Annotated in this window: 21 protein-coding genes; 6 read left to right on the top strand and 15 right to left on the bottom strand. The window is 42.7% G+C overall.

Annotated features, from left to right (window positions below; genetic code table 11):
* Window positions 1-223: 223 nt before the first annotated feature.
* Window positions 224-1,861 (bottom strand): electron transfer flavoprotein-ubiquinone oxidoreductase, encoded by a 1,638-nt coding sequence (locus R7Z47_RS06105; RefSeq protein ID WP_262607087.1) that lies wholly within the window; start codon window positions 1,859-1,861, stop codon window positions 224-226.
* Between the two features lie 155 nt (window positions 1,862-2,016).
* On the opposite strand from R7Z47_RS06105, the gene R7Z47_RS06100 reads away from it, so the two are divergent.
* The 3 genes from R7Z47_RS06100 (at window position 2,017) to R7Z47_RS06090 (ending at window position 5,811) form a co-directional block, all read left to right on the top strand.
* Window positions 2,017-2,769: an electron transfer flavoprotein subunit beta/FixA family protein gene (locus tag R7Z47_RS06100; protein WP_262607088.1), complete on the top strand. Its 753-nt coding sequence runs from the start codon at window positions 2,017-2,019 to the stop codon at window positions 2,767-2,769.
* Entirely contained in the window at window positions 2,766-3,692 is a 927-nt protein-coding gene (locus R7Z47_RS06095) for an electron transfer flavoprotein subunit alpha/FixB family protein (protein WP_005373301.1), read from the top strand. Before R7Z47_RS06100 ends, R7Z47_RS06095 begins: the two co-directional genes overlap by 4 nt.
* 88 nt (window positions 3,693-3,780) lie before the next feature.
* Entirely contained in the window at window positions 3,781-5,811 is a 2,031-nt protein-coding gene (locus R7Z47_RS06090; RefSeq protein ID WP_213970357.1) for an acetoacetate--CoA ligase, read from the top strand.
* A 178-nt stretch (window positions 5,812-5,989) separates the two neighbouring features.
* Here the strand turns inward: R7Z47_RS06090 and R7Z47_RS06085 are convergent, their stop codons facing one another.
* Window positions 5,990-7,540: an alpha-glucoside-specific PTS transporter subunit IIBC gene (locus tag R7Z47_RS06085; RefSeq protein ID WP_158155883.1), complete on the bottom strand. Its 1,551-nt coding sequence runs from the start codon at window positions 7,538-7,540 to the stop codon at window positions 5,990-5,992.
* A gap of 55 nt (window positions 7,541-7,595) precedes the next feature.
* Window positions 7,596-8,924, bottom strand: coding sequence for a 6-phospho-alpha-glucosidase (locus tag R7Z47_RS06080; protein ID WP_170896933.1), 1,329 nt, complete (start codon window positions 8,922-8,924; stop codon window positions 7,596-7,598).
* Window positions 8,925-9,104: 180 nt separating this feature from the next.
* Here R7Z47_RS06080 and R7Z47_RS06075 point away from each other — a divergent pair, with 180 nt between their 5' ends.
* Window positions 9,105-9,812, top strand: coding sequence for a GntR family transcriptional regulator (locus R7Z47_RS06075; protein ID WP_053349219.1), 708 nt, complete (start codon window positions 9,105-9,107; stop codon window positions 9,810-9,812).
* A gap of 19 nt (window positions 9,813-9,831) precedes the next feature.
* Here R7Z47_RS06075 and mnhG read toward each other — a convergent pair whose 3' ends face one another.
* The 9 genes from mnhG to R7Z47_RS06030 all read right to left on the bottom strand — a co-directional run bounded on the left by mnhG (window position 9,832) and on the right by R7Z47_RS06030 (window position 17,898).
* Window positions 9,832-10,125 (bottom strand): monovalent cation/H(+) antiporter subunit G, encoded by a 294-nt coding sequence (gene mnhG / locus R7Z47_RS06070; protein ID WP_005373314.1) that lies wholly within the window; start codon window positions 10,123-10,125, stop codon window positions 9,832-9,834.
* Window positions 10,125-10,403, bottom strand: coding sequence for a cation:proton antiporter (locus tag R7Z47_RS06065; RefSeq protein WP_005373317.1), 279 nt, complete (start codon window positions 10,401-10,403; stop codon window positions 10,125-10,127). The genes mnhG and R7Z47_RS06065 overlap by 1 nt, the downstream gene beginning before the upstream one ends.
* On the bottom strand, window positions 10,396-10,872 hold the full coding sequence (locus R7Z47_RS06060) for a Na+/H+ antiporter subunit E (RefSeq protein WP_104976188.1): 477 nt from the start codon (window positions 10,870-10,872) through the stop codon (window positions 10,396-10,398). The genes R7Z47_RS06065 and R7Z47_RS06060 overlap by 8 nt, the downstream gene beginning before the upstream one ends.
* The gene (locus tag R7Z47_RS06055) at window positions 10,869-12,365 is read right to left on the bottom strand and encodes a Na+/H+ antiporter subunit D (protein ID WP_170896932.1); all 1,497 of its coding nucleotides are present in this window, start codon (window positions 12,363-12,365) and stop codon (window positions 10,869-10,871) included. Before R7Z47_RS06055 ends, R7Z47_RS06060 begins: the two co-directional genes overlap by 4 nt.
* Entirely contained in the window at window positions 12,362-12,715 is a 354-nt protein-coding gene (locus tag R7Z47_RS06050; protein ID WP_017633704.1) for a Na+/H+ antiporter subunit C, read from the bottom strand. The genes R7Z47_RS06055 and R7Z47_RS06050 overlap by 4 nt, the downstream gene beginning before the upstream one ends.
* Window positions 12,715-15,384, bottom strand: a complete 2,670-nt coding sequence (gene mbhE / locus R7Z47_RS06045; RefSeq protein ID WP_170896931.1) for a hydrogen gas-evolving membrane-bound hydrogenase subunit E — start codon at window positions 15,382-15,384, stop codon at window positions 12,715-12,717. Before mbhE ends, R7Z47_RS06050 begins: the two co-directional genes overlap by 1 nt.
* A gap of 164 nt (window positions 15,385-15,548) precedes the next feature.
* A complete protein-coding gene (locus R7Z47_RS06040) occupies window positions 15,549-15,740 on the bottom strand; it encodes a hypothetical protein (RefSeq protein ID WP_167416120.1) in 192 nt (63 codons plus the stop codon).
* A 109-nt stretch (window positions 15,741-15,849) separates the two neighbouring features.
* A complete protein-coding gene (locus R7Z47_RS06035) occupies window positions 15,850-16,785 on the bottom strand; it encodes a universal stress protein (RefSeq protein ID WP_005373330.1) in 936 nt (311 codons plus the stop codon).
* Between the two features lie 393 nt (window positions 16,786-17,178).
* Complete coding sequence (locus R7Z47_RS06030) at window positions 17,179-17,898, bottom strand: SDR family oxidoreductase (RefSeq protein ID WP_053307575.1); 720 nt, start codon at window positions 17,896-17,898, stop codon at window positions 17,179-17,181.
* 135 nt (window positions 17,899-18,033) lie between these two features.
* Between R7Z47_RS06030 and R7Z47_RS06025 the strand changes: the two genes are divergently transcribed.
* Complete coding sequence (locus R7Z47_RS06025) at window positions 18,034-18,942, top strand: LysR family transcriptional regulator (protein ID WP_053349221.1); 909 nt, start codon at window positions 18,034-18,036, stop codon at window positions 18,940-18,942.
* 90 nt (window positions 18,943-19,032) lie between these two features.
* Here R7Z47_RS06025 and R7Z47_RS06020 read toward each other — a convergent pair whose 3' ends face one another.
* Complete coding sequence (locus tag R7Z47_RS06020) at window positions 19,033-19,806, bottom strand: AraC family transcriptional regulator (RefSeq protein ID WP_132937156.1); 774 nt, start codon at window positions 19,804-19,806, stop codon at window positions 19,033-19,035.
* 99 nt (window positions 19,807-19,905) lie between these two features.
* Here R7Z47_RS06020 and R7Z47_RS06015 point away from each other — a divergent pair, with 99 nt between their 5' ends.
* A complete protein-coding gene (locus tag R7Z47_RS06015) occupies window positions 19,906-21,042 on the top strand; it encodes a multidrug effflux MFS transporter (protein ID WP_170896930.1) in 1,137 nt (378 codons plus the stop codon).
* Between the two features lie 223 nt (window positions 21,043-21,265).
* Here R7Z47_RS06015 and R7Z47_RS06010 read toward each other — a convergent pair whose 3' ends face one another.
* Both R7Z47_RS06010 and R7Z47_RS06005 read right to left on the bottom strand, forming a co-directional pair.
* Window positions 21,266-21,913: a hypothetical protein gene (locus R7Z47_RS06010; RefSeq protein WP_115386567.1), complete on the bottom strand. Its 648-nt coding sequence runs from the start codon at window positions 21,911-21,913 to the stop codon at window positions 21,266-21,268.
* A complete protein-coding gene (locus tag R7Z47_RS06005; protein WP_262607089.1) occupies window positions 21,910-24,012 on the bottom strand; it encodes a hypothetical protein in 2,103 nt (700 codons plus the stop codon). Before R7Z47_RS06005 ends, R7Z47_RS06010 begins: the two co-directional genes overlap by 4 nt.
* Window positions 24,013-24,577 lie beyond the last annotated feature (565 nt).

Here is a 24,577-nt window from a genome sequence, read left to right as displayed (position 1 = left end):
ATTTTAAGTGCGTTCCATTGAGCACTATTTGATCAAATCTAACTTTGATACTGGTAACCGCTTTTACACCTATGCATCAACTTTGTATTCAGTTTACGTAAACGTCAATTTAAAATCAGAATAGTGCCTGAAAGATTAAGTTGCAATCGAGTTCATCGAGAAAGATTTGAACTAACGCAAACTTTAAGTAAATAAATTGTTAATAAAAATTATTCTCAAACGCTTACATATTTGGATAGTTCGGACCACCACCACCTTCTGGCGGAGTCCAGGTAATATTTTGACTTGGATCTTTGATGTCGCAGGTCTTACAGTGGATACAGTTGGCCGCATTTATTTGAAGCTCTGGCTGCTGCTCCCCCTGTACGATTTCATACACGCCAGCCGGACAATAGCGCTGTGCTGGCTCTGCATATAATTCAAGGTTCTGCTCAATAGGAATCCGCTGGTTCTCCAGTCGTAAGTGGCATGGTTGATCTTCCTCATGGAAGATATTGGATAGATAAACAGAAGAGAGGCGATCGAAACTTAACACGCCATCAGGCTTCGGATAGACAATTTCATTGCTGTTTTCCGCCAATAACAGAGACTGATGATCAGGCTTATCACAGCGGATATGCCACTTAGCTTTGCCTTTTAATACGTTATGTTCCAGCAGCGCTAAACCACTGCCCAGCCACGATCCAAAGCAGTGGATTCCACTTGAGAAGTTACGTGCTTGATAAAGCTCTTCATACAGCCAAGACTGTTTGAAATGCTTTTGATAATCAGCAGTAACTGACTGACTCTCAAGGGCTTCACATACTGCTTCAGCGGCAAGCATTCCAGATTTTATTGCGGTGTGTGTGCCTTTGATTTTAGCGCCGTTAAGTGTTCCTGCATCACAGCCAATTAACAAGCCACCAGCAAACTGCTGCGTGGGAAGCGAATGAAAGCCGCCCTTGGTAATTGCTCTCGCGCCATAGCTAATACGCTTCCCATTTTTGAGGTATTGCTCAATCAACGGGTGGTGTTTAAAACGTTGAAACTCATCAAATGGACTCAAGTGCGGATTCTTATAATTCAAGTCAACAATCAACCCGACGGCAACTTGGTTTCCCTCTAAATGGTAGAGATAACTGCCACCTGTAGCTTCATTTGATAACGGCCAACCTAATCCGTGCACTACTAAACCTTGCTGATGCTGCTCTGATGGGATTTCCCACAGCTCTTTAAAACCGATAGCGTAGTGTTGAGGCGTTTTCTCTTCAGCAAGATTAAATCGGTTAATCAACTGCTTACCAATATGCCCCCGTGCGCCTTCAGCAAATAAAGTAAACTTCGCTCGCAGTTCAATACCAGGTTCGAAATTTCCTTTTTGTTCACCATTTTTATCTAATCCCATATCGCCCGTGATCACGCCACAAACACGACTATCTTCATCGATGATCGCTTGACTGGCGGTAAAACCTGGGTAGACCTCCACCCCCAAGTTCTCAGCCTGCAACGCCATCCATCGGCATAGACTGCCCAAACTTATGATGTAATTACCTTTGTTATGTAACGTATTAGGCACCGCCCAAGACGGCAGTTCATGACCATTGATGTCATTGCCTAGATAGTAGGTTTTATCTTGGTTTACTTTGGTATTGAGCGGAGCGCCTTTCTCTTCCCAGTCGGGAAAAAGCTCATCCAAACTCCGCGTTTCAAACACCGCACCCGATAAAATATGCGCTCCAACTTCAGAACCTTTTTCTACCACGCAAACAGAGAGGTCTTGTTTTTTTTCTGCTGCTAATTGTTTGATTCGGCATGCCGCAGACAAACCTGCGGGACCAGCGCCTACAATCAGAACATCAAATTCCATGCAGTCTCTTTCCATGATTGCATTCCTTTTTCTTTGCATGTTGCCAACTTGTTAATCAACAATATATTTAAAGTTGACGCAAACGTAAAGGTAAATTAACATCATTTTAAAGACGTCATCACATCGTCTTCACTGTAAACACATAGTCTTCACTGTAAAAGGAATCTAACGTGAAAATACTAGTGCCAATCAAAAGGGTCATTGATCCCTACGTTAAAGTTCGCGTGAAAGCGGACCATAGCGATGTTGAAACCAATAACGTCAAGATGACGATTAATCCATTTTGCGAAATAGCCGTTGAAGAAGCCGTACGACTAAAGGAGCAAGGTATTGCAGATGAAGTCATCGTTGTCAGTGCTGGCGGTAGCCAGTGTCAGGAGCAACTACGTACCGCGCTTGCATTAGGCGCCGATCGCGCTATTCATGTCGATACTGAAGACAAAATAGAGCCATTGGTTGTTGCTAAGCTGCTCAAAGCTCTAGTTGAGCAAGAACAAGCACAGCTTGTGATTACGGGTAAACAATCCATTGATACGGACAACAACCAAGTGGCTCAGATGCTGGCCGCCCTACTTGACTGGCCTCAAGCAACTTTCGCTTCCGACGTGAAGATTGAAGATCAAAAAGTTCAGGTCGTGAGAGAAGTGGACGGCGGCTTGATGACGGTCGCGATGAACTTACCTGCGGTGATCAGTACTGACTTACGCCTGAATGAACCGCGTTTTGCCTCTTTGCCTAATATCATGAAAGCTAAGCGCAAGCCGTTAGATACCATCACACCTGACAGTCTGGGTGTTGAAGCGGTATTTAGCCAAACCATTCAAGAAATCACACCGCCAGCGCAAAGAAAAGGTGGCATCAAGGTTGAATCTGTCTCAGAGCTTCTCGATAAGCTGCGTAACGAAGCGAAGGTGATTTCATGAAGAACTTAATCATAGCAGAGCATGACAATAACCAATTGCATGCGGACACACTCAAAGTGGTTAATGCAGCAAAACAAGTCAGCCAAGACAATGTTTTGATCGTAGTGGGCCACCAGTGTGAAGAAGTCGCTCAACAAGCTTGTCGCGTTGATGGTATATCAAACGTAATTTGTGTCGATGATGAGCAACTTAAGCATCAATTTGCCGAGAGTATCGCACCTATTGTAGTGAGTGTTGCTGAAGGTTTTGACGCAATCTGGGCTAGCTCATCATCAAAAGGGAAAGATCTTGCACCGCGAGTAGCAGCGAAGTTCGGCGTTGGGCAAATTTCCGATATTGTCCAAGTTATCGATGAAAACACTTTTATCCGCCCTATTTACGCAGGAAACGCATTTGCCAAAGTGACCACCAGCGACAAGGTTCGCGTCATCACCGTGCGCGCGTCTGCGTTTGAGCCGGTTACTTGTCACAACCAAGCTGATATTAAGCATCAGCAGGTCACTATCTCAGCTCCAATGGTTGAATTGGTTTCTGTCGATAAAACCGTGTCAGAACGTCCTGAATTAAGCGCGGCAGAGGTGGTTGTGTCAGGTGGACGCGGGGTCGGTAGCAAAGAGAACTTCGCGTTGATCGAACAAGTTGCCGATAAACTAGGTGCTGCCATTGGCGCTTCTCGCGCGGCGGTTGATGCCGGGTTTGTTGCCAACGACTTACAAGTGGGTCAAACCGGTAAAATCGTTGCACCTAAGCTTTATATAGCGGTTGGGATTTCCGGTGCCATCCAGCATCTTGCAGGAATGAAGGAATCCAAAGTGATTGTCGCGATCAACAAAGATCCAGAATCTCCTATCTTTGAAGTTGCCGACTATGGATTGGTTGGTGATTTATTTGAGGTACTACCTCAGCTTGCCGAACAACTTTAAACGATCAGATAAGGGGCGAACACTGCTATGTTCGCCCCTTTATTTTGTTTTTTGGTCATATTCAAAAGAATTGAAATTAGAGGGACCTATGCCAAATTCTGCACCTATTTGGTCACCATCTGCTGAGCGCGTCAGCAATAGCAACTTATTACGGTTCATCGAAAAGGTTAATAAAGACAAAGCCGAAGGTACCGTAATCAACAATTACACGTCTCTACACCAGTGGTCCATTGAGCACAATGATGAATTTTGGCGACATACTTGGCAGTTTTGCAACGTAATCGGAGATATGGGTTCGCAAATCAAGAGCCTTGGCAGTCCCAAATGGACACAAACAGGTTCTAATCATCACCATGTAAATAGAGACACAGTATGGTTTGCTGACGCCACGCTGAACTACGCAGAGAACCTCCTATCTCAGGCTGAACAATCACCAGAGCGCGAGTTTATTGTTTTTAGCAATGAAAGCGGTGAACACCGACAACTCACCGGTAAACAGTTGCTTGAACAAGTTTCCGCCATTCAACAATGGCTACTCAATTGTGGTGTCGGTAAAGGCGATGTCGTTGCGGGTTATTTGCCCTACCTTCCTGAAACCGTTATTGCCATGCTGGCCACCACCAGTCTTGGTGCCATTTGGACTTCAACCTCTCCTGATTTTGGTATCGATAGCGTCGTAGAGCGTTTTGGTCAGGTCAAGCCGAAAGTTCTTTTTTGCTGTGATGGCTACCAGTTCGGAGGCAAAGCTTTCGATATGACGGACAAGAACACCACTCTTAGTAGTAAGTTAAGCAGTGCCTCCGAAGAGACTACTATTAGCGTATGCCAAATCGAATATTTACAAAACGCTAAGAGAGCTACCACTTCTGACTTTGTCTCTTGGTCCGATATTACTCACCACTTTTCTCCACAATCAATTCAATATCAACCAACGCTGTTTAATGACCCATTATTCATTTTGTATTCTTCTGGTACAACAGGTCAACCTAAGTGTATTGTTCATTCCGCAGGCGGTACCTTGCTCAATCACCTCAAAGAACATCAACTGCATTGCGACATCAAATCGCAAGACAAGGTTTTCTACTACACAACATGTGGTTGGATGATGTGGAACTGGCATGTTTCCGCTCTTGCGAGTGGTGCAGCCTTAGTGATTTACGACGGTAGTCCGGTTTACCCTGATCACTCCGTCTTATGGCGATTAGCTGAAGAACATAACGTGTCGCTGTTTGGTACTTCAGCGAAATACTTAGAGGCACTGGAGCAGGCAAACTGCTCTCCAAAACTAGAACATAACCTGAAGTCACTCAAAACTCTGTGCTCAACTGGTTCGGTGCTTTACCCAGAACAATTTAATTATGTCTATCAGCACATCAAGCAGGACTTGCATCTCGCTTCTATCGCTGGCGGCACAGATATTTGCGGATGCTTTGTACTTGGAAACCCTATTTCACCAGTTTACAAAGGTGAATGCCAAGGCTCAGGGCTGGGAATCGACGCACGTGTTCTAGAGGATGATGGACATACTATTACGCAAAAACGCGGCGAACTGACTTGTAATAACTCACTACCTAACTTCCCTATTGGTTTCTGGAACGACAACGGCGAACGTTATCACAACGCTTATTGGAGCAAGTTTACCGATATCTGGCACCATGGCGACGATGTGATGCAAACCGAACATGGCGGCTTTATTTTTTATGGCCGTAGTGACGCAACCTTAAATCCAGGCGGCGTACGAATCGGTACCGCTGAAATCTACCAGCAAGTGAACGCGTTACCCGAGGTTGAAGACTCCATCGCTGTCGGCAAGTTAAACCAGCAGTCTGAAGAAATCTGGTTACTAGTAAAACTCGCTCACAACGTCGAGTTAACCCAACAACTCACCGATTCAATTCGCCAAACATTGAAAACAAAATGTTCACCGCGCCATGTCCCACGACAAATTTTTGCTATCAGTGATATTCCTAAAACGCGCTCAGGCAAATTGGTTGAGCTAGCAGTGAAACAATTGGTAAACGGACAAGCTGTAAAAAACATTGGTGCTATTGCTAACCCAGAAGTGCTGGAAGAAATTAAAACGCTTTTCAACATAGAAAGTGGCGCCACTGTCACTTAGAGACTCAACAAGTCTTCCAACAATACAGACGGGTATAACCTGACTGTATTTTTAGCTCGCTCGATAACTCCTCCCCACTTTCGTGGAAACTGCGCGAAATATGCTTCATGTACACAAAAAAGGTGAGATAATTCTATCTCACCTTTGAGCCATATGAGCTGGAGCATTAGTTTGGGGGTTAAGCTTTTATCAGTTGGCTCATATCTTCGCGAACTTGTGGCACCGTTAAACCAACGATGATTTGAAGGCTCTCTTGATTTCTAACAATATTCACCGCTCCGTGCTGTGTGAAAAATGCGTTCTCCTTTACCAGAGAGACATCTTTAACTTTAACACGCAGACGCGTCGCGCAATTAGTTAACAAGTCAATGTTTTCTTTTCCACCCAAACCTTCAATAAAGGCACTAGCTTGTGACGGACTTGCGCTACTGTTATGGACCGCTTTCGCTTCTTTGTAGTCAGCTTTGGAATACAACTTACTATCTGCACCTTCACGTCCCGGAGTAAGTATGTTGTATTTTAAAATAAGCGCGCGAAACGTAACAAAGTAAACACCAGTAAACATGAGACCAATAATAATCTGAATCACGTATGTTCCTGCATGGTTACCAGCCAAAGGCAACCAGTTTTGGAAAATGAAGTCTATCAAGCCAGTCTGAAAGTTACCGGAAACACCAAACATAAAGGCGATCGTTGCCATTGTCGCAGATAACAACGCATGCAAAGCAAACAGCGCAGGTGCGATAAATAAGAATGTAAACTCTATTGGTTCGGTGATCCCTGTAAGAATTGCTGTGATTGCGGCTCCGAGCACTAACCCCATCACCATCTTTTTATTTTCTTTTTTCGCAACTGAATAGAGTGCTAGTGCGATACCCGTACAACCAAACACTTTACCCATTCCCGTCAACATCAAACCACCCTGAGGAAATTGTGTCGTTAAACTTTCCGAGCTCTGGGCGAATGTCTGTATATTTTGAATCCAATAGGAAACCGTTCCGCCATCGACTGCAACAGGCCCATAAAAAACGGGACCATATACGAAATGATGCAACCCCGTTGGTATCATGATTCGCTCTAAAAACGTAAATAGCCATACCCCTAACGATCCAGCAGAAACCAAAAATGATTGCAGATTATTAATACCATGCTGAATACTTGGCCAAGTCAAACAAGTTAGAATTGCCATCACGACCATAATTGGGAAGCTAATGATCACAACCAATGGCGTTCCGCCAAATACAGCCGCCCAATCCGGTAGCTTTTTATCAAAGAATCGGTTGTGAACCCAAACAGAGAGACTTGCAATTAAAATCGCACCTAGCAAGTTGGTATCAAGCGTTAGAATGCCACCAACTTCAGTCAAACCTCGCTCACCTTCCGTATAGTTAACGCCCAGTTCTGGCCCCCAAAATTGAAGGATTCCACCAATAACGTAGTTATACGTAATGTAGGAAACAAGTGTTGCAAGTACAGCGCGACCAGATGCTTTTTTAGCTAAAGCGATAGGTAACCCAACGGCAAAAATAAGTGCCATATTTTTAAATACAGCGAGAGATGCCTGTAAAATGATCGTCGAGACTTTAACCCAAGCACTCCCCTCTAGTGCCCAAGGAAACACTTCTTGATTTAACAGCACAACAGAGAAACCCAATAACATGCCCGCTGCTGGAAATAATAGAACGGGTACAAACATCGCGGCCCCGAACCTTTGAATAATGTCTTTCATATAAACCTCTTGTTTCATTCACGGAGCCTACAAGTAGGCCCCGAACGTCCAGTTGTTATTGAAAAAATTGAGGAAGGTAGGCTTTATTTTCTTCTAGTAATTGTTTTGTTATTTCTTTAGCTTTTGGCACATTAACCACGGTACGGTTAAGTGTGAGTGCATTAATCAGCTTTTGCTGACTTCCTTCGTACCAAGCATCCACGACTAATTTCTCGTAACCAAGTTGGCTCTCAATCATGGCTTTTTGGAAGGTTGGGATTTTTCCTACAGTAAAAGCTTTCGGTCCATCACTAGTTAGCGCAGCTGGAACTTCTACCATGGCGTCATTTTGTAAATTTGTAATAGCACCATTATTCGGTACGATGACGAGATACACATCGCTCAAGTTGTAGGCAAGCGAAGCCGCAACTCTCACCATGTATCGACCATGGATATCGGCATGCAGTGTTTCGTGCTTCGTGGTGCCCACTTCAATTATTCTTGCGTTCAATTCGAACACTCGTTTCTCACGGCCGTTAATTACCTGCCTTGCGCGGGTATTGTTGATATCCTCTTTCGCCACCATTTTTTCAGGGTACAAATAGTACTGAAGATACGTATTCGGCAAAAACTCTGGATTATCAGCAAGCATTGTTCTCATGTTTTTGAATGTGGCTTGCCACGATGGGTCATCCGCTATTTCCGCATCAACCGCACTGATCCCTTCTTTTAGGATGATATTTTTAATTTTGTCCGTTAAGTCTTCACCCTGTTTGTTACGAATTTTGGTAAACCAGCCATAGTGATTAAGCCCAAAATATTCAGGAACGAAGTCCCAAATTTCACATCCTAACAATTGCGCATAGCTGACCATAATCGCTGCTGGCATATCACAGATATTTAGAATTCGCTTATCATGCGGAAATTCACGATTTAAAGCTTCAGCGACAATTGCCGCCGGGTTGGTGTAATTAAGAATCCACGCATCTGGACACGTTTGTCGGATCTCGTTCACTAGCTGGATCATGTCGCCGATAGAGCGAAGTCCATATGCCATTCCTCCCGCGCCACATGTCTCTTGCCCAACACAAGAGTTGGATAGCGGGATTTGTTCATCGCGCTCGCGCATGGCCAACCCACCAGTGCGGATCTGGATAAAGAAAAAGTCCGAATCTGCGAATGCGACAGATTTATCCGTTGTATAAACAAACTCTTCAACTTCTGGATAGTGTTCTCGCAATAGAATTTCAGTAGCTAATGCATTCGATTCTTGGCGTTTCTCATCTATGTCGTAAAACACGACTTTTGCGAGTGGAAAGTTATCTTTTTCGGCAATAAGGCTGTTCATCATACCAAGTGTGTATGTACTGCCAGCACCAACAATCGTTAATTTTTGACGTTTCATTTCGCTACCTCAAATGTTTATCCTGAAAATGTATAAAATAAGTATTAATACTTTTATGATACATTTAAAGTGTAAGCACAAAGATACGAGATAAAAATCACACAAAGATTCTAAGGAAAAGTATTAACTACATCTCAGATCACATTCTTGCTATCATGATCCAAGACTTAGCGAGGTATTATGAAACCCAAATACATAGACATTGCGGAACGATTAGAAAAAAAGATCAAAGATGGGGAACTACAACCTAAATCGATGCTTCCAAAAGAGAGTGATTTGCAAGAAGAGTTTTCCGTAAGCCGCGTAACCATCAGAAAAAGCTTACAAATTCTGGTCGACAATAATTTAATTAGTCGGACAAGAGGTAGTGGAACTTATGTAAACGATCTAAAAGCCCAACATGATGCCTTACATTTGCTGGGTTTTATCGAGGAAGTCAGTAAACAGGGGAAAACGCCTAGCTCTCAAGTCATAAAGTTCGAACTTAAAAAGCCGAATGAGCAGGTTGCTAAGCAGTTAAATCTCTCGCCCAATGATGATACATATGAAATACATAGACTCCGATGTATTAATGATGAGCCTGAAATTTACGAAGTCACTCATATGCCAGCAATGTTATTTCCAGACCTGAGCATAGCCATAATGAATGGTTCTAAATATGAGTACATTGAAAATAGCAAAGGATTGAAAATTGCGAAAAGCTGTCAGTCTGTCAAACCGTATTTGTTAGATGCAGAGACGGCCTCATACCTGAATGAATCAGAAGCTTCCCCTATTCTAAAAGTTGAGTCCACTGGTTACCTAGAAGATGGTCGTGCATTTGAATATACCGTCAATTACTTCCGACTTCATCAATACAGCTTCGAGTTTATTTCGACTAGGGCGTAGTACTATTCGACGCTAATGGTTAATCATTGCGCCAAATCTTATATCCGACCTCTCGCATTGCTCTGCCGAGCAGGTGGGAGGCGACTGGCGCAGTGAGAACGATAAACAACATCGTACCGATAACCCGAGAGATCACGGTAACTTCAGGGAGTGAGAAAGCGACCGCTAATAACAAGCAGCTCACTCCGACAGTTCCAGCTTTGGTAGCTGCATGCATTCGGGTATACAAATCAGGAAGCCTCAGGACACCTAGACTTGCAACCAAGGTCAACAATGTTCCTAAGCATAAAAATAGTCCAATCAACACGTCCATTATTCTTTCTCCTTTCTTTTAACGATCAAACGTGCAAATGCGATCGTGCCGAGAAATGCAACCAAACCTAATGTAATGGCGATATCTAACAGAGCGTCCTCACCGCTGTCTAAGGTGTAAACCGTAATAAATCCGATAGTGATAAATGAAATCAGATCTAACGCCACAACTCGATCAGCTAGCGTTGGTCCTAGAATTAAACGAGCAAAAGCCATAACAAAGCTGAGTAGTAGCCCAGAATAGGCAAAAGTGACCGTTATTTGCAGCCAACTATCCACGCGTCACCTCCAAAATTCGATGCTCTAACCCATCTTTAATTCCGCGAATAACCTCTTCATGTTCAGGTGCAAACATGGCATGAACGATAAGATACTTTTTATCAGCCGTAACATCCAAACTAAGCGTACCCGGTGTTAAAGAAACCATGTTCGCCAGTAATGTGATTTCTAGATCAGAATCGACCTCCAGAGGGACATAAACGATATCAGGCTGACTCAAATGAGTAGGTGTCACAACGTCCCACACCACTTTCGCAACCGATATAACCATTTCATAAGCGAAGTACATCAATAACTTCAATGCAGATGCAAAACGTTGAAAATAGCTCGTTTTCAATCCAAATGGTTGACTCAACCTTAAAGCAAAAAAACCGACCGTAAATCCGACAACAAAATTCAGACTCGAATAGCTGCCGTTAAGCATCATCCACGCTAACGCTAAGAAAAAATTGAGGAATAGATAGATCATGCATTTCCTCCTAACACCACTCTGATGTATTCAGTCGGATTTAACAGTTGTTCTGCAGCTTGAACGGAAAATTGATAAAAAGGCTCCGCCACTAAGCCAATGATTAGCGTCAACGTTGTCAATACAATAATTGGAACGCAGTACAACCAATGTACTTTGGCCTGCAGAGTCTGTTCTGGCTTATCTCTAAATGGCTTTTTCCAAAATGCCTCACTCCAAATTTTCGTCATCGAGTAGACAGTAAGCAACCCCACCAATAACGCGGTACCTGCTAACCAGTAATACTCAGCCTGTATGCTCGACTTGATGACCAATAGCTTTCCCCAGAAACCCGATAGCGGTGGGAAACCGGCCAGAGAAAACGCAGGTACAAGAAACAAGAACGCCAACCAAGGCATAGCTTTGTATACCCCACCCAAATGTTCAAGTTGACTAGAGCCATATTTGCGCTCGATGAATCCACCTATTAAGAACAAATTCGCTTTTACAATGATGTGATGAACAATGTAGAAAATGGCACCGGCTAAAGCTAAGGGAGTGTAAATAGCCAACCCCATGATCATATAGCCTATTTGGCTAATGATATGAAAAGAAAGAATTTTCTTAATGTCGAATTGGCTAGCCGCTCCTAAAACGCCCGTTAACATGGTTAGCCCTGCGACCCAAATTAACGTCGGTTGCCAGCCACTCTCGGCGAGCGGAAATACTAAGGTGAAGACTCTTATCAACGCGTATACACCGACTTTAGTAAGCAACGCGGCAAACAGTGCAACCACACCGCTTGGTAACGTGTGATAAGAAGCTGGCAACCAAGCAAATAAAGGAAAGAGTGCCGCTTTAATAGAGAAGGCAAACAAAAATAGCGCGGACAGCATCATGTTGATGCTCAATTCATTTTCCCCTACTTTGGTGTAGAGATCGGCCAAGTTCAAGGTGCCCGTTGCGCCATACAATAAACCGATAGCAAGCAAAAATACCAGCGTCGAAATCAGGTTCAACATCACGTACTTTACTGCACCATCAACTTGAGTTTTCGTTGCATCTAACACCATTAAACCAAATGATGAAATGAGCATGACCTCAAACCAAACATACAGATTAAAAATATCTCCAGTCAGGAAAGCGCCATAAACGCCAGCAAGCAACATGTGCATTAACGCATGGTAATTGCTATAGGAGGGCTTTCGGTGAAGGTCCGCCATCGCGTAGAAAACACATATCGCACCAATCACCGCCGTTATCATCACCATAGCAACGCTGAGGTAATCTGCGACAAACACGATACCAAATGGCGCACTCCACTGACCAAAAGCAACGGCTTGAATACCATTATTTATGATGTTTTCTGTGAGAAAGCCCGCAACCAAAAGGTTCGAAATCGCACTTACACCGCTCAACCACTCAACACTTTTTGTTGAGCGACGGACGAAGAAGATAGTCAACGCCGTACTCAGCGAGAGAACAACCGGTAACGTAAGCAAAATCGAACTCATTGGCCCTCCTCAGAACGTTGCATTTCATCGACGTTTGCAGTTCCAGTGTCTTTATAAGCTCGATAGAACAGCATTAAAGCAAAAATAAGTAGTCCAAAACCGATGACTATCGCAGTTAAGATAAGCGCTTGAGGTAAAGGATTTGCCGCGCTATCTGGTGGTAAAAGAGCATTATCGCCAATCAATGGCGGCTCTCCGGGCGTCAGCCTCCCAGCGGTAAAAATAGCAAGGTTAACCGCACTACTGAGTAACATGATGCCGAACAAAAGGCGCAAGATATGCTTTTCAAGCATTAAGTAAACACCTGCTGCGACAAATACTCCAACGACAACACTCCAGACTATTTCCATCACTCTAGCTCCTCATTAATACGAAGCAGCATACCCATAACGCCACCTATAACGGCAAGGTAAACACCAACATCAAAAACCAATGGCGTCCCTAGTGGTATAACATCTTTCCACCACAGTCCGGTCAAAAACGGTTTATCAAACGCAAAGCTCAAAGCACCAGAAACTAAGCTCAATGCGATGCCAGATAACGCAATGAGAAACGGTTTGAAATACAACCTAGAACGAACGTATTTCGGTGATTCCGCGAACATGAGAAGTGATAAACCAATAACGGCAATCAACGCACCAATAAAGCCACCACCCGGTTCGTTATGACCACGTAACAACAGATACACTGAAAATACGAGCATGAGTGCCGAAACGATGTGTGCCGTGGTTGCAAAAATTAATGATTGGATACGATTTTGCTTTTTCGCTCTTGTCTTAAGCAAACTCACTGCCGCAATCCCAGCAATAACAACGACGACAACTTCTCCCAATGTATCAAATGCGCGAAAGTCGACCAGAATAACGTTAACAATGTTTCGCCCATGTCCACCCGGGACACTGTTTTCTGCAAAGAAATCTGACACCGAAGAGTCCATCGGCTGAGACGTGATTCCTAACAAAAGTAAAGTAACCGAAACACCTATCACACCTGCTATGCAAATATTCGCTACTTTACGTTTTATTGAATGCTTGGGCACGGTGGTTAGACGTGGCATATGACGCATTAACAATGCAAGAAAGACCACCATTAATGTTTCCACTAACAGTAAAGTCTTCGCAACGTCCGGGGCGCTATAAATCATAAAAACAAGCGTGGTCATGAAGCCAATCATACCAAGCGCAGAAATCGCAAGAAGTCTTGCGTGGGACAACGTACATACGAGCGCAGCACCAATCAACAATAAGGCAATACCAATCTCATAGAAAGTGACACTTGAAAGTTCGCCAACCAAAGGCAGAGGAATAAGCGCTACCTGACTCAGTAACGCAACGGCAAGTACCGTGAAAAATAATAGGACATAGCGACTCAATTTCTTTTGCTGTAACCGCGCCGTTTGCCACTTCGCCACTGTCATCATGCCATCTAATAGTCGTTCAAAAATGTTCTCCGCTTTGGGGACGAATAGATGTAACCGCTGAAAAAATGCAGACACAGTAGGATAAACACGGTACACCACATACCCCAACGCTAGCGTAATAACGCTTAACACTAACGGTACATTCACGCCATGCCATAATGATGTCGCTTTAAGAGCTACTGTGGGCAGAATGTCAGCAGAGCCCGGAAAAATAATATTGCGATCTAACCAATTTAAACCGAATAACGGGACTAGGAGACTGCCAAGAGCCAGGAGCAAAGGCGAGATCCACATGGCTTTTTTTGTCTCAACTGGCTTAGTTTCAATCGGCACGAGATCACGGCGAGCAAAGAATGGTCTCGCAATAAGCATAATGGTTAGCGCGACCATCAGTATATTCACGATTAAAAGTACAAAGGCGATCCAGTTATTGAGCTCTACTGCGGACTTGTACATGTATTCTTTGCTCAAAAAGCCTAACAACGGCGGGAACCCCGCTTTAGACAATGCGGCCAAACTCCCCGCAACCATGCTGATGACGAGCACTGACTTCAGACCGTACAATTGATCAATATCTCGTGTTCCTGTCGCTTTGTCGATATTACCCACCACCATAAACAGCGCAGCTTTATAGAAAGAGTGAGCGAGAATAAACATCAATACTGCACTAACAGCCAAATCTGTGCCCATACCTAGTAATAATGTTAATTTACCCAAAGCAACATTCGTGCTGTAGGCTAGCATCAGCTTCAAGTCAGTTTGTTTTAATGCGACAAATGTGCACCAAATGGCCGTGATACTCCCAGTGATGACTAAAGCATAAAACCAGATCTCGCTGTGGGCATAAACTGGCGATAAACGTGCTAATAGGTAAATGCCTGCCTTTACCATTGTTGCCGAGTGTAAATACGCACTGACCGGAGTGGGAGCTGCCATCGCGTTAGGTAGCCAAAAATGAAACGGGAATTGCGCAGATTTAGTAAATGCACCGAGTAGTATGAGCACTAGAGATGGGATAAACCATTCATGCTGCGCAATAGTGTCTGCCTGCTCGATAATGGTATTTAGCTCATAACTCCCTGCCATTGCTCCCAGCAAGATAAGACCAGCTAGCAACGCTAGTCCACCAGCACCGGTAACAATCAGCGACTGCAAGGCGTTTTTCCGAGACGTTTTATTTTCGTGATTAAACCCGATCAGTAAGTAAGAAGTGATGGTGGTGAGTTCCCAGAAAACAAATAACAACAGAATGTTATCGCTCATCACAATCCCTAGCATGGCAAGCATGAATAGGGTTAGATACAAATGAAAGGAAAACCGGCTATCACTTTCTCGTAAATAAGCCAAAGCGTAGATTTGAATCAGTGCACCAATCCCACTGATCAGTCCCGCAAAAAGAAATGAAAGGCCATCTAGTCTAAAGCTAAGGTTGATATCGAGGCTTGGTATCCATTCCGCATTCCAGCTCACGCCTGCAGGAGTATAGATATAGAAGAGAAAAGAGAAGATTAAAACTGGCAGCGCAGGGAAAATCAGTAAGACCAACTGATTATCTAGGTTTTTCGGCAGGTTTTCTTTACCCGTTATGTTATTCAACATCGCAGCCCATTCGTTATTATAAGAAGGTACGCGCTATTCGGCGCAAATGACAAACTCCACTGTATTGTTTTAGCCCAAGCGCTTCAAAAACGATCATGAAACCAAGGGAAAAGTAGCAAACAGTAATCACTGAGTGCTACTTAGAGGAACGCCGATACAAACCGCTATTTGCTGTCTGCTACGGCATAAGAACGTAGGTCACTACTTACATATTCTTGGCTGAATGTATATGGATTATCGTCATCAGATAACTCGAATGCATCGTAGGTGCAGTCACCGATATCATTTCTCGGACAAACATAAACATTCGAACGTTCTATCATTTCTGTGTGGCATTTCGGGCATAGGTTTTTCATGTCACTCTCCTCTGATAACTTATTGATACATTGATAATTCCATGTTCTAGAGATCCATCTCCCTCCTTTACCTAAAACATCACTTAAACCCAACTTTGTTACACCCCAATTACTGAATCGGTGAGACAAAACCATCGGGCTTAAGAGCGACCAAACTACAGTTAATCGATTGCAAAATATTTTCAGCCGTATTACCAATGACATAACCAGATATACCAGTCCTCGCTAAGGTACCCATGACCAACACGTCTACCTCAATACTTTCTACGTAATCTGGAATCTTTTCGTCGGGTTTTCCATGCAGGTGGTGAATCACAATTTCACCTGTAATCCCAGACTCCTCCAACAGCTGTTGCAGAGCTTGTTTATGATCGGCTTTTGCCTTATCGAGTTCATGTTTCAACTCAGCATCATCGACTTGAATCCAAGCGTTACCATTAAGGTAGTTTTCTAAGTAATACTCCCAGCAAGAAATCACGTGTAAACGACTATCGCAGGTGTCGGCTATCGAACGCGATAATTCGAGTAAACGCACGGCTAATGAGTGCTGTTCATCGCTTGCCGTTAATGGGTCGATAGCCACAGCAACACGGCGTTTATCTCTTGGCTTATCAATTGGTCGGTGCAACCAAAGCGGACAAGGGCATTTTCGTAACAGAGTCATATCAATAGCTTTGAAACCCTCAGCACCTTCACCGAGCGGTTCAGCTTCTTTGATGATGAGATCTTTGTTATCAGCTAATGCTTCTTGAATAATACAGACAGCGGGCTTTTCACTGCTTTTCACAGTAAGAGGAAATGCGAGATCCTCTTCAGAGAGTCCCAGCTTCTGTCTATATTCGTGAATACTTTGTTTGAGGGAGTCTTGCAGCGATTGCTCATAACTTTGCTGATACTGGATCATGTCTGTTGGGAAATCAGGACACGCTATTAGCCCTGAGACAGGCACTTTGTTGCTAGATGCAATCCTCATCGCTTGTTCGAGGGCGTCACTATGGCCTGGCAATCCTTGTGTTGCAAAAAGTATGTTTGCGAATCGTTTCATACACACCTCCTTGTTTGGTTAAATATTAACCACCCACAAAGTATAATACCTAACGGATAATTGTAACGGCTTGTGACGTTGATGAAATCAATTCTCATTAAGAGACGGATATTGCTTCATTTTGTTTTACGTCACACTCTCCTTTCTTCACAACTATCGCCTTCGACCTAAATAAATTCCGCTACCTAAAGTTGAGACCAAATAAAAACCCAAATTACTCAAAGTTTTTTCTCACCTTAAGTAACTTGGGTATAAGCAATAACACACTTAGTGTCCGGATTTAAATGGATGACCTAAATTTTCACGCAACTTAGTTTAAAGATGCCATCTCAATCACGAATCGATATGCAAAGTTTTACGGCTTTAGTGACCTAAAATCGCCGTAACTCAATGTTAAGGTTGTTGTTTTGTCGGTGCCAAAGCAATTTCACGAACACATACACCTTGCGGTTGCTGATAAGCAAACAGCACTGCGCGTGCGATGTCATCTGCGGCCAACACACCGCCCATATCCACCTTCCAGGCGTCATAACCATCTTTAATATCTTGAGACGTTGTATGTGAAAGTAATTCCGTTTCCACTGCACCAGGTGCAATCGTCGTAACGCGAACATTCGATGACGCAACTTCTTCACGTACGTTTTCAGAAATAGCATGAACCGCAAATTTGGTACCGCAATAAGCAGCATGATCAGGGAATGTTTTCTTGCCCGCAATAGAGCTGATGTTAATGATCGTACCACTGTTACGTGCTTTCATAGGTGCTAGGACGGACTGCATGCCATTGAGCAAGCCAATTACGTTCACATCAAACATGCGCTTCCACTCCGATGCTTCCTGAGTATCTATCTGACCTAGAAGCATAACGCCTGCGTTATTTACAAGTGCATCTACCGGACCATACAACGCTTCAGCTTTCTCAATTGCAGCCTCAAAAGAAGCTTTGTCGGTCACATCTACCTTTTCACAAAGCGTATTTGGTAAGTTTAATGCTTCCAAACGTTCTACACGTCTTGCTAACAAAAGAAGAGCATGGCCCTGGTCACTGAAGTGACGTGCAATCGCTTCACCAATGCCTGAACTAGCGCCTGTAATAACAATTAACTTTTTCATTTTGAATCCTTAATAGAACGGTTTACATCAGTGGCGGTAAGTTTAAGAAAACTTTGTTTGTTGATATATACCGACCTAGTTGAAACACTGTTGTTATACTGCAACAATACTTTTTTGAATTATGAAGAAGTCATCATGCAAACACACATCAACCTTGCGGATATTCGCTCTTTCGTCCTAATCGCTCAACTAGGAAACTTCACGAAAGCAGCAGAGCAACTTGGCGTTTCTCGCTCACACGTTTCACGTCAAATAACAAATCTGGAGCAACAGATTGGTGTCACTTTGCTACAAAGGACCACTCGAACACTGAACCTCACCGAAGCAGGCAAGGTTCTGTATAAACAGTGTGAAACTGCCCTTCACAATATTGATCAAGCTGTTATGGCAGTGGTTGATGATGTAGAAGACTTAAGAGGTGACATTCGTATCAACTGTGTGGGGGGCTATTTAGGAGAAGACGTTGTCGCAGATATCGTTGCTCAGTTTCTAATCCAACACCCACAAGTGAGCATTAACTTAGATTTTAGCAGCCATCGTGTCGATTTAATCGCGGATGAATTCGATATCGCTTTTCGAATGGGAAAGTTAGACGACTCCAACTTTATCGCTCGCAAACTGATCGATGTGGAAATGGGGACATACGCAAGCCCAAACTATTTAGAAACATATGGCTATCCTTCACATCCAAAGGACTTAGAAAAACACGTTTGTTTGACAGGTAGTGTGACACGGTGGGCATTTGAGAACACGAATACAAAGCAGTCAACTGAACACCAGATACGTGGACAGTTACGATGTAAGAGCGGCAGAGTAATGATAAAAGCAGCCTTGGCGGGAAATGGCATCATCCGTGTGCCAACACTTTATTGCCAACAAGAACTCCAGACAGGCAAGCTAAAAGAAGTGTTTACCGACTGGAGCATTCCGAGTGTGGAATTTTCACTCCTTTATCATCACGACCGACATCAACCAAAACGCATCCGAGCCTTTGTTGATTTTACCACGCAATACTTTCGCAAACTGCAGAGTAAAGACAAGTAACCTGCATGTTGGTACCTGTCTATGTATGTTTTATAGGCTGAGCCTGCGAACCTGGGGTTTGTTCTAGAAAGAGTGTGAGCATTTTGACGCTTAAGGCTTGGTTTTCATAAACGTCAGAGGTGTTTGTCCAGTTTGCTTTTTGAAAAATGCAATAAAAGCACTGTCTGACGAAAACTCCAGCCAATCGGCAGCTGCGCTGACTGGCATGCCCGTTGATAACAATTCAACTGCCTTTAAAAGCCTCCACTGTTGCCGCCAATCTTGATAATTCATTCCCGTTTCCGACTTAAATAATCGTGTTACCGTCTTGGTGCTTGCCCCAACTTTGCTTGCAAGAGCAGTAAGCGAAGGAGCTAGAAATGAAGGTTCAACCAACTCTCGACGAAACGTTGTTAAGCGCCGATGCGATGGCAAAGGCAACTGAAACGAATAACGTTTCGCAGCATAAAACTCCTCCCAAAAAAGCGCCGTCGTATTTACCATCTCGCTGCTAGGCTTATCCCACTCCCAAAATGACATTTTATCAATAAGAGCTTGGAGTAAATTATTCACTTCTATCATCGTGATCTTACTCGGACAGGCAAACTCCTCACAATCAAAATACAAAGATCGGTACGCCACCACATTCGTCATTAGTGCGCGATGCGGCGTATTAGGTGGGATCCAAACCGCCTTTGTCGGTGGCAAAATACAAATCGAGTCTTCCAGAGCAAAACTCATACAACCTTGAGGTGCGTACAATAACTGCCCTTTCTTGTGCATATGCATACCTGAGTCGTGCTTGCCAATATCCGCAGCAATTCCCACTACACAAGTAGAAATTTTGTCTGCATCAAATTGTGTTTTTTCGTTAATAAGCGCCATTTTGTCCGAATGTTGATGTATTTGGTTTTTATGTTGTTATTAGATCAATCATAGCCTCATTTATACTGCCCGCCAACTTCATTAACGATGGGTAACAATATGAATACTAAGCCCTCTTTATGGCTCATGCTGGTTATGTTGATGTTTCCGCAAATTGTAGAAACTATTTATAGCCCAGCGCTGAGCTCAATCGCTCTTTCATTTGATGTAAACCACGCACAAGCAGCCCAAACATTGTCGATTTACTTCCTAGCTTTTGCCATTGGCGTTGTAGTTTGGGGAGTTCTCGCAGATAAACTGGGAAGAAGGCCCACCATGCTTATTGGGCTCTTTATCTATGGTTGCGCATCTTTACTCGCAACTCAAACCGAAAGCTTTGCTGTTGTCATGACCGCGCGAGCCCTAAGCGCATTTGGTATCGCGGTAGGATCCGTTGTCACACAGACCATGCTTCGTGACGCGTTTGACGGTCAAGAACTGAGTAAAGTCTTTAGCTTAATGGGGATGGGTATATCAATCAGCCCGGTAGTTGGCATGCTATTAGGCGGGCAGCTTACAGCGCTTGGTGGATACCGTTATGTGTTTTTTGCCTTGTTTTTAATCGCGTTAGTATTGCTCGCTTACAACGTTATTAAGCTTCCTGAAACACAGAAGGAACAGACACCAGTACGGTTGCATCAACTTAGCTGGAAAATGGTAAGAGACGCGCGAATTTGGCGCTCAGGATTACTGGTTGCTTTGTATAACATTGCTCTATTTTCTTATTACCAGCTTGGCGCATTTACTTTCTCAGCACTTGGGTATAACTCCGAACAATTTGGATACAGTGGCATGGTACTGGGGTTAGGCACTCTGCTTGGGAGTTATTTAAACAAATCCCTAGTGTCTAAAAATGTTCGAAAAAGCCAACTACTTTGGCTCTCAGCAGTATTGCTTAGTTTGGGATCAGTCGGTGTGTTGATTCTGAGCCAATCAATCTGGTTTGTTGCTCCAATGGTGTTAGTCGTCATGTCTTACGGGATTGCGATACCCAACATACTCAGTGATGCACTCGTTAATTATAAACAACAGGTTGGCAGCGCAGGCGCTTTATTTGGGCTCATGTACTACATCATGATCGGGACGGGATTAGCGATGGCTGGAACAGTACAAAACTTAGGTGTCGTTCTATTATCATGTAGCTGTTTAGCGATTTTATTAGCGTTTTCTAAAAGGCAAGTTCATACCAACTTGTGACCAGATACTACACATTGCTTGCCTAATCTTCCGAAGATTGGTCTACATCTTTTCTAACGGTTAACTAAAACGTAAATAAAAAGCGCCTGTCGGCGCTTTTTTATAAATGTGTCATAAGGGCTAGGCGATTGTAAAGTAAAAAATTTGACTATTTTTCAATGAAAGTACTAGGCTTATCTTTTTTAAAAAAACTATGTACCTCCCTCTATCTCGAGTGATATTGTCAATTAATACTAATTTTATTCCATGAATTTTCAAGATAAAGAATGTGATTCAACTTGTAATTAACATCATAAACAAAATAATAATATTTATATTTACCACGATGCCCTTTTATATCAAATTTAACAACAGGGCTAGAGTTTATAAAATCATCCAAGGAGTAATAAATGATATTTGCATAATAATCATTTAATTTATACTTTTCTATTTCCAACCCACTACCATTATCAAAGACAGACAGCTTATCTTCAGAGAATATAAAATTATTTTCTTTATCACTTACTTTATCAATAATATTAGAGTAGTTATCCAATGCATCAACTATGTCAATGAAAAGACCACAAACTGCATTTCTATTTAGTATGCCATTCATTGGGTTTCGGCTATTATTATAAATGCAGTTTATTTTATCAACTTGACGCTCACTAAAAGTAAATATAGCATTGACACCATTTACATTGGTTAGTTCTAATGCAGGTTGACCGTTAAACTTAATAAGATCAACACTCCTTGAATAGCCATTTTTCAGAATATCATTGTATGGTTTATCTAAAATCAATAGGTCACCATCGTCTTCTTTATAAACTGTGCTCGCATGAGCACAACCATAAATAGCTATGGAAAGCACAAATAGAAATAATTTTTTCATATCGAATCACCTAATATACTTTCAAATTCTTTTGCATAAGAAGCTATCAAATCTGCTTGATCTGAACCATTAATTATCTTTCTAGAATTTATGTAATCTGTATTTTTACCAATGTAGTCATCTAAGCTCTTACCAGTAAAAATACCTTCTTCCATCCCCCACAACATTATCATAAAAGAGTTGTGAAGCGTCATTGCCAAATCGGGAGAGTTAACAAAGTCAATACCAAATTTATCCTTAGCTCTTTGATAATTATTTTTCCATGTTAAATGTACATATCCTCTTCCTCGATACTTAAATCCATCACCTTCTTTTAAATTACCATTTAGTTTTGCCCTTTCTCGATACTCATCTGTATCCGCCAAAACGGGATCATATTTATTAAAGTAGTCTTTGCTTCCTATTTCGGGTTTTAAGCTAAAATATTCACCACTTAAAAAGTGGTAGGCTTCATGTTGCGCCGTAGCCAACATATACGCCACTTTTCTAACATCAAACTTGTATTCATTACTAGATTCAGAATAGTATTCGTTTATAACTTTTAACAAATTCCTCAAGTTTCCCTCTGACCGAGAGCCGAAAATAAATGGTTGACGTAGCTTAGGAAACCTAAGCTTATACTGTGTTATAAAATATTCAATATCGATACTAAAACCGTAACTATGAGGCGTAAAAGGCCAATAATGCCAAAGGCTCTTATCATCGCTTAGTTGCAAATCACCTTGTAAATCTTGCATCCATGAGAACTTATCTGCTCTTTCCAGTTCGAATTGCGAGAAAAGATCAAAGCTATCCATCACTTGATCGCGCCATGGGGAGTTACGGTAGTCCTCTATAGTCACAAAACCAGCGGAGCACTTAATATCTAGAGCTTCCTTTGCGGTCTGATGGATTGATTCATAAAGACTTTGTGACGACTCTGTATGCCAATCTGTAGGATGTTTCACAATAAATCGCTCAAAGTGTTTACGCTTACCGTCTAAGTATACTTTGGCATCGCGAGCAGTGAACGAGGAGAAGTCCGTTACTTGATCTTCTGTCACAGATTCAAGTAATTGCTGAATAAACGAATTACTCATATCAACGGCACCGCTACTATCGGCCCCATCGAGAACAACAAGTGGATATTCTTCCGCATTTTTGGGAGAAATCTGTTTTTTGAAAAATTCGGGCGGCTCCTCAAAAGAGAACATCTCGATATGCACACGATTATCTTCTTTCTTAGTTCCAATTGCATCGTTACTGTACTCATGCAGTCCCATGTAACCGATATCTTCCCCCGCTGAAACCTTTATCCCCTCTCTAAATAGGAGTGGGAGTAAAGAAACCACACTACCGTCCCTAATCATTGCCGCCTTGTCCGACATCCATTTAGGTTCTGAAACTGGTTCTGATAGGACAGCAGAGGAATCTTCTAAAATGTCAAAGTCACTATTGAGACCCGAAGCAAACCAAACAATCTTGTTTAACAGTGCTTTTTCGCTACCACTTGCCGATTCACCATTCTCTACCACACGGCACTTTATCATTTTGTAGGTATTTTTGTCGATCTGGTATGGATGGGTCTCCTTCTCTTCTGCGTACAGGTATTCAAGTAATGTTCCTTTAGACATCGACTGTTTTTTTTCACCAGAATTAGTTGGCACATCACTATGTTTGAAAGTGCGTACATTTCTCGCTTCTTGTAAACGGTAACGCGTGGTTATAGATGAATTGGCGCCAATATCTGAAGGTGGCGCAAGGTGCATATAAAGTGTATAGAACTTAAATACATCTTCATTATCTTCGGGGTTTACAGCCTCATGCTCGATAAGCACAAAGTTATTACTATACTTAAACTCTTGCTCTTGGTACGTTGAGGTTAGGTAATCAGGATTTATGCGAAATGCCACTATTTTTCCATCAAGCATCGCTTGAATAGGTCTGAGCCCTTTCCCCCACGGTAACATTTTTGATGTTAAGTGAATGCCACTATGCCAACCGTACCCTTGTCCTATTAAATAACGACCGCTCTTAGCTTGATCAAACAATTTCGTAAAATCACTGAGCGTGTAGTAAGCGTCACCTTCTCGCTGCGCTATCGGAAAAACTGCATCCATGATTTAAATGTCCTAGTCAGAAAAGTTATCGTCAAAAGTCACAAATGATGGGCGGTTCAAGTTGTTTGACTTCGTGTACACCACCGCATTAACCCTACCTAAATTAGTAGCAAAGCTAGATTGACTCGCTATGTTAACGGTACTCCCAAGGGCCATTGCCGATATAGAAATTAGGGTGTCATTTTTGGTTTCGAAAATTTGGCTAATGACGTCAGGAAGTGCTTGTTTGAAGTGGTTAAGTGCTTTTTTATAACCGTTTATCCCCTCTTCAACAGAACTCAACGATCTTGCAGAAGCTTGGCTTTGTATGAAATCTAAACGACCGATGATTTCACTGTTTAGCTCATCGATGTATGAACAGATTTGATTGTTTATCAACGTCCATAAAACAAACTGCAAATACTTCACAGTATTCCCAGTCCCTAAAAAGCGAAGCTTCGCTAATAATTCATAGGGAGGCTCAAACACATCAGCCTGATATAAGACTCTCAATATATCGCCATTTTCGTGCACTTGCTCCAAGAGCAGTTCAACTAAAGGTTCATATTTCTCTAGCGCAGTAGTA

Source organism: Vibrio sp. 1641, assembly GCF_033339995.1.
Classification (GTDB): domain Bacteria; phylum Pseudomonadota; class Gammaproteobacteria; order Enterobacterales; family Vibrionaceae; genus Vibrio; species Vibrio alginolyticus.
The sequence above is the reverse complement of the archived record's forward strand: the minus strand, read 5'-3'. Positions and strand labels throughout refer to the sequence as shown.